The sequence below is a fragment of the Lentzea chajnantorensis genome (genome assembly GCF_054300775.1).
Map to the genome: position 1 here is coordinate 8,394,908 of NZ_JBSDZT010000002.1, position 11,967 is coordinate 8,406,874.

11 protein-coding genes are annotated in these 11,967 nt (G+C 71.0%); 6 read left to right on the top strand and 5 right to left on the bottom strand.

What is annotated here, in order from left to right:
- Positions 1-583 precede the first annotated feature (583 nt).
- Complete coding sequence (locus ACVDFE_RS40140; RefSeq protein ID WP_458434081.1) at positions 584-2,050, bottom strand: aromatic amino acid ammonia-lyase; 1,467 nt, start codon at positions 2,048-2,050, stop codon at positions 584-586.
- Positions 2,051-2,080: 30 nt separating this feature from the next.
- Here ACVDFE_RS40140 and ACVDFE_RS40145 point away from each other — a divergent pair, with 30 nt between their 5' ends.
- From ACVDFE_RS40145 to ACVDFE_RS40155, 3 genes are read left to right on the top strand one after another with little or no spacing between them, the layout of a single operon-like run.
- Positions 2,081-5,056 carry a DEAD/DEAH box helicase gene (locus ACVDFE_RS40145; protein ID WP_458434082.1) on the top strand — a complete coding sequence of 992 codons (2,976 nt, stop codon included), beginning with the start codon at positions 2,081-2,083 and terminating at the stop codon, positions 5,054-5,056.
- Positions 5,049-5,894, top strand: a complete 846-nt coding sequence (locus ACVDFE_RS40150; protein WP_458434083.1) for an SWIM zinc finger family protein — start codon at positions 5,049-5,051, stop codon at positions 5,892-5,894. Before ACVDFE_RS40145 ends, ACVDFE_RS40150 begins: the two co-directional genes overlap by 8 nt.
- A gap of 23 nt (positions 5,895-5,917) precedes the next feature.
- Positions 5,918-6,277, top strand: a complete 360-nt coding sequence (locus ACVDFE_RS40155; protein WP_458434084.1) for a hypothetical protein — start codon at positions 5,918-5,920, stop codon at positions 6,275-6,277.
- Positions 6,278-6,399: 122 nt separating this feature from the next.
- On the opposite strand, the gene ACVDFE_RS40160 is transcribed toward ACVDFE_RS40155, so the two are convergent.
- Together ACVDFE_RS40160 and ACVDFE_RS40165 are read right to left on the bottom strand one after the other, a co-directional pair.
- Positions 6,400-6,684, bottom strand: a complete 285-nt coding sequence (locus ACVDFE_RS40160; RefSeq protein ID WP_360400622.1) for a ubiquitin-like small modifier protein 1 — start codon at positions 6,682-6,684, stop codon at positions 6,400-6,402.
- Positions 6,685-7,138: 454 nt separating this feature from the next.
- Positions 7,139-7,720: a WD40/YVTN/BNR-like repeat-containing protein gene (locus tag ACVDFE_RS40165; RefSeq protein WP_458434085.1), complete on the bottom strand. Its 582-nt coding sequence runs from the start codon at positions 7,718-7,720 to the stop codon at positions 7,139-7,141.
- Positions 7,721-8,349: 629 nt separating this feature from the next.
- Between ACVDFE_RS40165 and ACVDFE_RS40170 the strand changes: the two genes are divergently transcribed.
- Positions 8,350-10,032 (top strand): acyl-CoA dehydrogenase, encoded by a 1,683-nt coding sequence (locus tag ACVDFE_RS40170; protein WP_458434086.1) that lies wholly within the window; start codon positions 8,350-8,352, stop codon positions 10,030-10,032.
- Here ACVDFE_RS40170 and ACVDFE_RS40175 read toward each other — a convergent pair.
- Positions 10,029-10,658 (bottom strand): TetR/AcrR family transcriptional regulator C-terminal domain-containing protein, encoded by a 630-nt coding sequence (locus ACVDFE_RS40175; RefSeq protein ID WP_360400613.1) that lies wholly within the window; start codon positions 10,656-10,658, stop codon positions 10,029-10,031. The genes ACVDFE_RS40170 and ACVDFE_RS40175 overlap by 4 nt on opposite strands.
- Before the next feature lie 67 nt (positions 10,659-10,725).
- Between ACVDFE_RS40175 and ACVDFE_RS40180 the strand changes: the two genes are divergently transcribed.
- Complete coding sequence (locus tag ACVDFE_RS40180; protein ID WP_458434088.1) at positions 10,726-11,166, top strand: ester cyclase; 441 nt, start codon at positions 10,726-10,728, stop codon at positions 11,164-11,166.
- Positions 11,167-11,254: 88 nt separating this feature from the next.
- On the opposite strand, the gene ACVDFE_RS40185 is transcribed toward ACVDFE_RS40180, so the two are convergent.
- Positions 11,255-11,461 carry a cold-shock protein gene (locus tag ACVDFE_RS40185; protein WP_030468404.1) on the bottom strand — a complete coding sequence of 69 codons (207 nt, stop codon included), beginning with the start codon at positions 11,459-11,461 and terminating at the stop codon, positions 11,255-11,257.
- Positions 11,462-11,693: 232 nt separating this feature from the next.
- On the opposite strand from ACVDFE_RS40185, the gene ACVDFE_RS40190 reads away from it, so the two are divergent.
- Positions 11,694-11,933, top strand: a complete 240-nt coding sequence (locus ACVDFE_RS40190) for a hypothetical protein (RefSeq protein ID WP_360400607.1) — start codon at positions 11,694-11,696, stop codon at positions 11,931-11,933.
- Positions 11,934-11,967 lie beyond the last annotated feature (34 nt).

The window sequence follows — 11,967 nt, forward strand, 5'->3', positions numbered from 1 at the left end:
CTCCGCAAGCGCCCGCGTCAACCACCGCCATCCCCCGGCACCCCGCGGTCTCCGACGCGCCCGCTGCCCAGCCACGCCTCACGCGTTGCCCACGCAAGCGCCCGCGCCGTCCGCCGCCATCCCGGCACCTGCGGTCCCGGCACGCCCGCCGCACCCGGCCACGCCCCACACCCGTGTCCCACAGCGCCCGCGCCGACCGCCGCATCCCTGGCCACGCATCACGTCCCGTGCCGCCCCAGGCCCGCACCTCAACGCCAGGCCCACCTCACCCAGCGACGAGAGGAGCACCTCCCACCACACCACCAGCTGGCTCGCCCAGCCTCACCAACGCTCGCACCCGTCACAGGACCGGTCCCGCCGCCAGGCCCGTTCCCTCCCCCGGCTCCCCAGGGCCCCGGCGCGCCCGCTGCTCCCGGCCGACTCCCGTCGCCAGCACAGCGCCCGCGCCGCTTCGCGCCACAGGCCGCCTCACCCCACCCATCACCGGCAACAGGCCAACCCATCCACCACTGACACCCCCAGCGTCCGCCCACCCCACCCACAGCAACCCCACCGCCCAACAGCGGGGAGAGGAAGGTGCGAATCAGCAGGAAGCGAACTCGGCGAGCAGACCGGAGGCCACCTCCACGTCCGGGCTGAGCTGGCGGTCGGACATGTCCGGGTTGAGCTTCGACTCGGCGAGCTCGAAGGCCGCGCGCAGCTCCGGGGTGTCGGGCGCGATGCCGCGCAGCCGCAGGGCGCGCACGGCGGCGACGATCTCGCAGGCGAGCACGAGGCGGAACGCGCCGAGCGAGCGCAGGGCCTGGCTCGCGGACTGGAAGGCGAAGCTCGAGTTCTCCTCCTGGCCGCGCGAGACGACGGCGTTACCGATGCTGGCCGGCTCGGCCAGGGTGCGGACCTCGGCGAGCGCGGAGTTGGCGCTGTACTCCAGGATCATCACGCCCGAGCTGCCGCGCACGCCTTCGGCCAGGAACGGGTGCAGGCCGGTGAAGTTCGGCTCGACGAGGGTGGCGAGCCGGGCGGTCGAGAGGTGACCGGTGTGCAGCAGGGCCAACCGCAGGCGGTCGAGGGCCTGGCCGAGGTACGCGCTGTGGAAGGCGCCGTGGTGGTAGGCGGCGTCGTCCTCGGGGCCGAAGTGGTCGGAGACGATGAGCGGGTTCTCGGCGGCGGCGTTGAACTCGACGTCGAGGACGCGGCCGAGGTCGGTGGCGGCGTCGACGGCGGGGCCGTGGATCTGCGGGAAGCAGCGGTAGCCGAACGGGTCCTGGATGCGTGCGGGCGGGCGGGACGGCTCGCCGAGCAGCCTGCGCATCTCGGCGGCGACGGCGACCTGGCCGGGGTGCGGGCGGCCGAGGTGGACGCGTTCGGCGTAGGCCTCGACGGCGCCGTCGACGGCGAGGAACGACAGGGCGGCCACGACGTGGGTGGCCCTGAGCAGTTCCGCGGCGTCGTGCCAGGCGAGGCCCGCCATGCCGATGGTCAGGGCGTTGCTGCTGATCAACGCGAGGGCGTCGCCGGAGTCGAGGTCGATCGGGTCCGGGGTTTGCGTGGACCCGAGCCAGTAGCGCTCGCCGATCAGGGTGAGGCCGGTCTCGGCGAGTGCGGTGAGGTCGCCGGTGCCGATCGCGCCGTACTCGTGCACGCCGGGGTAGCAGCTGCTGTTCAACGCCGCGAGCAGGGCGTCGGCCACGGCACGGCGGACGCCCGCGCCGCCGGCGAGGAGCTGGTTCAGGCGCACGACCATCATGGCGCGCACCTGTTCCTCCGGCAGCATGCCGCCGAGGCCGCCGGCGTGGCTGCGCAGCAGGCGCAGACCGTGCTCGGCCCAGCCTTCGTTGGTGACGAGCTGGTCGCGGTTCGCGCCCACACCGGTGGTGCGGCCGTACACCTGCCTGCGCACGACGAGGCGCTGGCTGGCGCGCCACGACGCTTCGAGGCGGTCGAGCCCGTCGGCGTGCAGGACCACCGGCGTGTGGTACCTAGCCACGCGCAGGACGTCGTCGCCGCCGAGGGACTGACCGTCCAGCACGACAGGGGTGTCATCGACCATGGCGACAATGTGAACACATAGGGTTCACAGGTGCTCGTACTGCATGGCCTGTGCACGACCGACGGCGCGCTTGCGCTGTGGGCCGAGGATTCCGGGCTGCCCGCACGCAGTGAGAGCAGCCGCCGGGACGCACCGCACCCGTTCGCGGCCACGGCGGAGTCGCTCGCGGCGGCGCTCGGGATCGACGACGAACGGGCGACGCGGCGCGCGTTGCTGCTGCCCTCCTACGCGTCGGGTCCGATGGCGTCGCCGGAGCTGGTGCGCGACCCGCTCACGGCGGGCCGGGCGCAGCGCGGCAAGGTCGGGCTGAAGCAGTGGGGTGTGCCCACGATCCGGTTCGGCGATCGGCCGGAACCGGGTCCGGACGTGCGGTTGAGCGACTCGGCGCGGTTCGTGTTCGACGTGGCGGGCTTCGCGGCGGACCTCGTCACGCGCGGGCGCGTGCTGCCCTCGGTCGCACCGGACCGGCCGCGGGCGCGGTGGGTGCCGGTGCTGTCAGGCACGGACTCGGCGCGGTTCGCCGCGTTGCAGGCCGCGATGCCGCCCGCGTGCCGCTGCGAGGAGATCGCCGCCGACCCGACGGAGCTGGTGCGCGCGGCGCTCACGGCGGTGGTGGACGAGCAGGTGCGCGCCCGCCTCGACAAGACCTCGCTCGCGCCGCGCCGCCGAGGGCAGCAGACGACGGCGGAGGCGTGGCTCGCCGCGCTGACCGGGGACCCGGAGTTCGACGCGGACCCGGTGGAGCTCTACGAGCTGCGCGAACAGCTCGACCGGTGGCGGCAGAGCGCGGGCAGCGAGAGTCCGGTGCGCACGTGCTTCCGGTTGCGTTCGCCCGAGCAGCGCGGCGAGGACGAGTGGGCGGTCGAGTTCCTGCTGCAGGCCGTCGACGAGCCGAGCGTGCTGGTGCCCGCGCACCAGGTGTGGTTCGCCGACGACGCCGTGCTGCGGCGCTGGATCCCGGCGCCGCAGGAGCACCTGCTGGCGGACCTCGGCCGCGCGAGCCGGCTGCACCCCGACCTGGACGAGGCGCTGCGCGGCCCGCACCCGGCGGAGCTGGAGGTCGGAACCGAAGGCGCGTACCGGTTCCTGACCGCGGCGCCGGTGCTGGCGCAGGCCGGTTTCGGCGTGCTGCTGCCGTCGTGGTGGCAGCAGCGGGTGCGGCTCGGGTTGAAGCTCACCACGAAGAGCCGCGGCACCGCGGGGACCGTGGCGAAGGAGAGCGAGATCGGCCTGAAGTCCATCGTGGACTACAGGTGGGAGCTCGCTCTGGGCGAGGACTCGCTCACCGACGCGGAGCTGGCCGAGCTCGCCAGGGCGAAGGTGCCGCTGGTGCAGGTGCGCGGCCAGTGGGTGCAGGTCGACCAGAAGCGCCTGGCGGCGGGGCTCGCGTTCCTCCGGCGCGGCGGTGGCCAGATGACCGCCGCCGAGGTGATGCTCCACAGTGGACTGACCGAGGAGGACGAGAGCCTGCCGCTGCCGCTCACGTCGGTCGAGGCGGACGGCTGGCTCGGCGACCTGTTGTCCGGCAGGGCCGACGAGCAGATCGAACCGGTCGAGCCGCCGGCGGGCTTCGGCGCCCGGCTGCGCCCGTACCAGCAGCGCGGTCTGGCGTGGCTGGCGTTCCTCGACAAGATCGGCCTGGGCGCCTGCCTCGCCGACGACATGGGCTTGGGCAAGACCGTGCAGCTGCTGGCGCTGGAGGCCCTGAACCGCGCGAACGGCAAGCGCCCGCCGACCCTGCTGATCTGCCCGATGTCGGTCGTCGGCAACTGGCAGCGCGAGGCGGCGAGGTTCACGCCGGAGCTCTCCGTCCACGTGCACCACGGCACCGGCCGCCTCGACGGCGACGCGCTGCGCGAGGCCGTCGAGAGCCACGACCTGGTCCTCACGACGTACGCGCTGGCGGGCCGCGACAGTGCCGCGCTGGGCGACCTGACCTGGGACCGGGTCGTGCTCGACGAGGCGCAGAACATCAAGAACAGCGCCACCCGCCAGTCCCAGGCCGTGCGCCAGCTCAAGGCCCGCCACCGCGTCGCCCTGACCGGCACCCCGGTGGAGAACCGCCTCGCCGAGCTGTGGTCGATCATGGACTTCGCGAACCCCGGCGTGCTCGGCACGATCAACACCTTCCGCGCGCGCTTCGCGGTCCCGGTGGAACGCCACAACGACAAGGACGCCGCCGCCCGCCTGCGCAAGATCACGAACCCGTTCGTGCTGCGCCGCGTGAAGACCGACCCGCGCATCATCAGCGACCTGCCGGACAAGGTCGAGGTGCGCCAGCTGTGCAACCTCACCACCGAGCAGGCCTCGCTCTACCAGGCCGTCGTGAACGACATGCTGGAGAAGATCGAGGAAGCAGAGGGCATCGGTCGCAAGGGCCTGGTGCTGGCGACGATGTCGAAGCTCAAGCAGGTCTGCAACCACCCGGCCCACTTCCTGGGCGACGGCTCCCGCATCTCCGGCCGCTCCGGCAAGCTCGCGCGCCTTGAGGAAGTACTCGAAGAGGTCCTCGCCGAGGGCGACAAGGCGTTGTGCTTCACGCAGTTCACCGAGTTCGGCAGCATGCTCGTGCCCCACCTCGCGGCCCGCTTCGACACCGAGGTGATGTTCCTGCACGGTGGCACCGGCAAGGCGGCCCGCGACCGCATGGTCGAACGCTTCCAGGACAGCACCGGCCCGTCGCTGTTCCTGTTGTCCCTCAAGGCAGGTGGCACCGGCCTCAACCTGACCGCCGCCAACCACGTCATCCACCTGGACCGCTGGTGGAACCCCGCGGTCGAGGACCAGGCGACGGACCGCGCGTTCCGCATCGGCCAGAACCGCAACGTCCAGGTGCGCAAGTTCGTCTGCATCGGCACGCTCGAAGAACGCATCGACACCATGATCGAGGAGAAACGCGCACTGGCCCAGCTGGTCGTGGGCGCGGGCGAGAACTGGCTCACCGAGCTGTCCACCTCTCAGCTGCGCGACCTGCTCATGCTCTCCGGGGAGGCCGTCGGTGAGTGACCACTGGTCCGGTGAACACCCCCGCTACGGCAGGACCATCAAGGCCGACAACGGCATCAGGGCGAAGAGCCAGCGCGGCGACATCGCCACCACCTGGTGGTCGCGCTGCTTCCTGGAGGTCCTGGAGTCGTTCGGCATGGGCGGCCGCCTGACCCGCGGCCGCAACTACGCGCGCCAGGGCCAGGTGCTGAGCCTGTCGCTGTCCACGAGCATGGTGATCGCCCTGGTCCAGGGCTCCCGCCCCACCCCGTACCGGGCCCGCATCGCGATCAAGTCGTTCACCACACCCGAGTGGCAGCGCATCGAACACGCCCTCGCCGGCCAAGCCCTCTACACCGCGAAGCTGCTGGCCGGCGAGATGCCCCGCGACATCGAGACCCTCTTCGCCGGCCTCGGCCTGCAGCTGTTCCCGGCGACGATGCGCGAGCTGACGATGGACTGCACCTGCCCTGACTGGGAGGTGCCCTGCAAACACCTGGCCGCCACCTGCTACCTGCTGGCCGAGTCCTTCGACAACGACCCGTTCGAGATCCTCGCCTGGCGCGGCCGCGGCCGTGAGGACCTCCTCGACCGCCTCCGCACCCTCCGCGGCGCCACCCGCACGACGGTGACCCGCGAGGAGGCCCCGCCGCTCACCCAGTGCCTCGACACGTTCTGGCACCGCCAGACCACGACCGCCATCCCCCTCGGCGACCCGACGGCCGCGGTGCGCCCGGACGCGGTCCTCGACCAGCTCGACGCGGTTCCGATCTCCGTTCGGCGCGACAACCTCGTGGACCTGCTGCGGCCGGCGTACCTGCGGCTCGCCGAACCGCCTACCGATGTGACCGGCACGTGAGCGATTTGCGGGATGCTGGCCAGATGAGGGAGAAGCTGACCTGGCTCGTCGTGCCGGTCCCGCTGTTGCTGGTGCTCATGGGGGCCGTTTTCGCCTGGGGCAACATCCTGTTCGTCATCAGCGAGCACGACGAGATGTGCGCGCGAGGCCTGGTCTACGAGAGGGCAGTGCTCAAGGAAGAAGTGCAGGACCCGTGGACGCTCACGAGCACCTGCGTCTTCGAGGACGGCCGCACCCACGACGAACAGCCGACACCGTGGGTGCCACCGCTGCTCGTGGTGCTCGCTTCGGTGACCGTGCTCTGCGCCGTCGTCGGTGGCTGGGCCATGTGGACCCAGAGGTCCGCCGCCCGTGCGGGCGGTTCCGGGGACCAGTCGCACTGACCAGCGAGGTCAGGAATGCGAATGGCGGGCACACCCGCCTCGGAGGCCGGTACCCGTGAGCGCGCCGTCCGGAGGTCCGCGACCCGTCCCCGTGGCCGCGGACCCCTGGACGACACCGGCGGCTAGCCGCCGGCCACCGAGGGCAGGATCTGGATCTCGGCGCCTGCCGGGAGTGGGGTGGCCGGGCCGGAGAGGCGGCGGCACTCCTCGCCGTTGACGTAGAAGTTGACGTAGCGGCGGAGGGTGGAGCGTTCGTCGCGCAGGCGGCGGTCCAGGCCGGGGTAGGTGTCGGCGAGGACGTCCAGGGCGGCGCCGAGGGTGGCGGGTTCGGGGACGTCGACGTCGACGTGGGAAGCGCCGGCCGTGGCGGTGCGCAGGACGCCGGGGATCAGGACGGTGACCTTCATGCGGGCACCTCCGGGGTGAGCGCGGACGCCGCGTGGGCGGGCACCACGGCGGACTTGGGCGCCACGGACTCGGGCCTTGCTGCGGGCCTGAGGGCTGTGTGGGCAGGCGCCGCGGCGGGCCTGGACGACAAGCGCGCCGGGACCGCGGCGCGACCGGGTGTCGCGGGTGTCGCGGGTGTCGCGGCGAGCCTGAGCACCGCAGGCGCGGGCCTTGCGGCGGGCCTGGGAGTCGCGGCGGGTGGGGGCGCTGCGGGACGGGGTGCCGCGGGTGGGGACACCACGGTTGGGAGCGCCGCGAGTAGAGGCGTCGCGGAACAGAGGGCCGCGAGTGGAGGCGGAGGCGCCGCAGGCACCAGCGCCGCAGGACGGAGCGCCGCAGGTGGAGACGCCACGAGTTGAGGCGCCGCGGAACAGAGGGCCGCGAGAGGAAGCGCCGCGAGTGGGCCGGCGGGCGTCAAGGGAGCACCGCCGCGCGGATCGACATCACGTCGGGCAGGTGGGCGGCTACCTGGTGCCAGGTCTCGCCCTCGTCGGGGCTCGCGTAGACCTCGCCGGAGCGGGAGCCGAAGTAGACGCCGGGGGTGGGGGCGGTGTCGGTGCACATGGCGTCGCGCATCACGGCGGTCCAGAAGGCGTCGGGCAGGCCGGCGCCCAGGGCCTGCCACGACGAGCCGGCGTCGCGGGTGCGGTAGACGCGGCACTTGCCCTCGGGTGGGAAGCGGCGGGCGTCGGCCTCGATCGGGAACGTGAAGACGGTGTCCGGGTCGTGGGGGTGCACGACCATGGCGAAGCCGAAGTCGGTGGGGAGGCCGTCGGCGATGGACTGCCAGGTGTCGCCGCCGTCGTCGCTGCGGTAGACGCCGTGGTGGTTCTGGGCGTAGAAGCGGGACGGGGACGAGGGGTGCTGGGCCACCTTGTGGACGCACTGGCCGAACTCGGGCCACGGATCGGGGAAGAAGTACGCCTTGATGCCCTTGTTGCGGGCCTCCCAGGACTTGCCGCCGTCGGCGGTGCGGTAGACGCCGCCGGTGGACATGGCCACGAGCACGCGGTCGGGGTCTTCCGGGTCGGGGACGATCGTGTGGACGGCCTGGCCGCCGAAGCCCGCCGACCACTCGGGGCGGTGCGGGTGGTTCCAGAGGCCCTCGACGAAGCTCGAACGTGCGGCCGCCGTCGGTGGACTTGAACAGCGCGGAGGGCTGGGTGCCCGCGTAGACGACGCCGGGCTGGGTGGCGGGGGCGGGCTGGAGCTGCCAGACGCGTTCCAGGGAGGCGTCGGCCGGGAACGCGATCGGGGGTGACTCCGGTTCGTCCCAGGTGGCGCCGAGGTCGTCCGATGTGGACACGCCGGGGCCGAAGTGCGGGGACGACACCCCGGCGAGCAGGCGGGTGCCCCCGCGGGTGTCGAACGCGACCGCGTACACCTCCTGCATGGGGTGGTGCGGGCCGTCCACCTGCCACGTCACGCGGTCCTCGCTGCGGGCCAGCCACAGGCCCTTGCGGGTGCCGATCGCCAGCAACACCGTCATCTCGCGCCTCCTCGAAGATGTGATGTGGAGCACGTTACGCCGGGGGTCTGACAATTTCCGGTGGTGGAGGAAAGGCCACGTAGACCCGCAAGTTACTCACTGGTAGCGTCCGGCGGAGAGACGAAGGAGGCTCCCCGTGCTGCTCGACCCGAACCACTACGACCCCGCGCACCTCGACGACGAGACCCGCCGCCTGCTCAAGGCCACGGTCGACTGGTTCGAGGCCCGCGGCAAGCGGCAGCTCATCGCCGACGCCCAGGACAAGGTCTGGTACGCGGAGTTCCTCGACTTCGTGAAGCGGGAGAAGCTCTTCGCCACCTTCTGCACGCCCGCGAGCGTCGACCCCGCCAAGCGCTGGGACGCCGCACGCAACGCCGCGTTCAGCGAGGTGCTCGGCTTCTACGGCCTGCAGTACTGGTACGCCTGGCAGGTCACGGTGCTCGGCCTCGGCCCGATCTGGATGAGCGGCAACGAGGAGGCCAAGCAGAAGGCGGCCGCGCTCCTCGACTCCGGCGCCGTCTTCGCGTTCGGCCTCTCCGAGAAGGAGCACGGCGCCGACGTCTACAGCACCGACATGATCGTCACGAAGACCGCCGACGGTTACCGCGCCAACGGCAGCAAGTACTACATCGGCAACGGCAACGTCGCCGGCATGGTCAGCGTCTTCGGCAAGATCGACGACGAGTACCTCTTCTTCGCCGTGGACAGCCAGCACGAGAACTTCAAGCTGGTGAAGAACGTCGTCGACAGCCAGATGTTCGTCAGCGAGTTCCGCCTGGAGGACTACCCGCTGACCGACGCGGACGTCCTGCACCGCGGCCCCGACGCCTTCTCCGCCGCGCTGAACACCGTCAACGTCGGCAAGTTCAACCTGTGCACGGCCAGCATCGGCATCTGCGAGCACTCCTTCTACGAGGCGATCACCCACGCCCACAACCGGATCCTCTACGGCAACCCGGTCACCGACTTCCCGCACGTGCGGCAGAACTTCGTCGACGCCTACGCCCGCCTCGCCGCGATGAAGCTCTTCGCCGACCGCAGCGTCGACTACTTCCGCAGCGCCGGCGAGGACGACCGCCGCTACCTGCTCTTCAACCCCATCACCAAGATGAAGGTCACGAGCGAGGGCGAGAACGTCATCGACCTGCTCTGGGACGTCATCGCCGCCAAGGGTTTCGAGAAGGACACGTACTTCACCCGCGCCACGGCCGACATCCGCGCACTGCCCAAGCTCGAGGGCACCGTGCACGTGAACCTGGCCCTGGTGCTGAAGTTCATGCCCAACTACCTGTTCAACCCCAAGGACTACGCCGAGGTCCCGACCCGCCACGACGCGAGCGACGACGACTTCTTCTGGCACCAGGGCCCCGCGCGCGGTCTCGGCAAGGTCCAGTTCCACGACTGGGAGCCGATCTACACCGAGCACGCGCACCTGCCGAACGTGGCGCTGTTCCACGAGCAGGCGAACGCGCTCAAGACCCTGCTCACCACCGCGGCACCGGACGCGGAGCAGCAGAAGGACCTCGACTTCCTGCTGAACCTGGGTCACCTCTTCACCCTGGTCGTCTACGGCCAGCTGGTGCTGGAGCAGGCCAAGGCCACCGGCACCGGTGACGCCGTCGTCGACCAGATCTTCGACGTGCTGGTCCGCGACTTCGCCGGGTACGCGACCGCGTTGCACGGCAAGCCGAGCAGCACCGAGGCCCAGCAGCAGTGGGCGGTGCGGCAGATCCGCAAGCCGCACGTCGACCAGGCCCGCTTCGACGCCGTGTGGCAGCAGGTGGTCGCGCTCTCCGGCCGCTACGAGATGCGCCCCTAGCCCTGGTAGCGCTCCAACGCCGTGATCAGGAGTTCGAGCCCGAACTCGAACTCCTGGTCGTGGTCGTAGGTCCCCAGCTCGTCGATGACCTCCGCCGACAACGGGAACGCCGCCGCGTCCACGCCCTCGAACGGTGAGAGCGCGATCCCGCCGAGCTCCGGCGACGTCGCGACCTCCCTCATCAGGGTTCCGAGCAGGTACGACACCATCGCCCGCATCATCCCGACGGCGACCTTGCCGCGGAAGCCGGCCTTCTCGATGTTCACCAGCGCGGCCTCGATGGTCCGGAACCCCGCCTCCCCGCTCAGCCGCCGGGTCGCGAGCAGCACGAACGCCCGCGGGTGCTGCCGCGCGAGCTCCCGCACCGCACGCGCGTGCGCACGGACGTGGTCGCGCCAGTCGTCGCTGTCGACGTGGTAGGGCTTGGCCTGCGCCATGATCCGCTCGGCGGCGAGGTCGACCAGCACCGCCTTGTTCGGCACGTGGTTGTACAGCGACATCGTGCCCGCGCCCAGCTCCGCCGCGAGCCGCCGCATCGAGACGGCCTCCACGCCCTCGCGTTCGATCAGCCGCACCGCCACATCCACGATGCGGGCGCGGGTCAGCGGTTCACGGGGCGAGGACACTGGCGAAGACCATACGACGTGGAGTAGCTTCCGTCCGACGTACGGCGTACGTAGGAGGTCGGGCGGCATGACCGAGTCCAAGGCGCTCAGAGCGCTGCGCGAGGCGATCGTCCTGGAGCTCATCGAGTCGCAGAACGAGTACGACTTCGACGCGGGCCTGGCCCCCTTCAGCCGCCCCCGGTTCGAGATCATGGCCACCGGTCAGGTCCTCGACGGCACCAAGGCGGTGCGGGACTACTGGACGCGCACGCGCGCGGCGTTCCCCGACCAGAAGAGCAAGGTCGTCGAGGTCTACCACGCCGACGACGCCGTGATCGTCGAGTTCGAGCTGCAGGGCACGCACCTGGGCAGCCTGACCGGCGAACCGGTGACCGGCAAGTCGTTCAAGGTCCGGATGTCCGGGTTCTTCCTGTTCGACAAGGACGTGCTGGTCTGCCAACGCGTCTACGGCGACTCTGCGACGGTGCTGCACCAGCTCGGCCTGATCGAGGCCCCGCAAGAGTATTAGCGCCCGCACGGGCACAAGACGCAGCGAAGCCGCTGCCCGAAAACGGACAGCGGCTTCGCGACAGATCAGATGTGCTGACCAGTCAGACTCAGACGGCGCGAACGCCCTGGGCCTGCGGGCCCTTCTGGCCCTGACCGATCTCGAACTCGACCCGCTGGTTCTCCTCGAGAGCCTTGTAGCCGTTCATCTGGATCTCGGAGTAGTGGACGAACACGTCGGCGCCACCGTTGTCAGGGGAGATGAAGCCGAAGCCCTTCTCCGCGTTGAACCACTTGACGGTGCCCTGTACTGCCATCTTGCTACTTCTCCTCTAACAGGTGCCGGATCGCGCTCGCGACCACCGGGTCAAGCTTGGAACTGCGTCATCTCCGGAACCTGGAGAATCCACACGCTCTCAACCTCGTCGCATGATCACGCTCAAGCACGAACACACAACGTACGACCATGGACAGTGAACCACGACCTCCCGCTCCCAGTCGAGCCATCGTTCGCGCTGCTACCGTGAGATCCGGAACGAGGACGCGGAGGTGGCCGTGCCCCAGGTGGCGGCGTTGTCGATCACGGTGGCGGTGGCCCCGCGCGTGCGCGCCGGACTGCACGCCCTCCTGCTCGCCCGGTTGACCAGCCTGTCCGCCGAGCTCGCCCCGCGGCCCTCCGGCGGCGTGACGAACCTCGTCACCGGGACCGTCACCGGCAACGTGGTCCAGGTCACCGGAAACGTCGACGGTGGCATCAACATCGGCTCCGGGCCGCACCGGAGGCGGTAACCTGGAGGGTCGTTGGACCCGGGGGGCCGTGGCT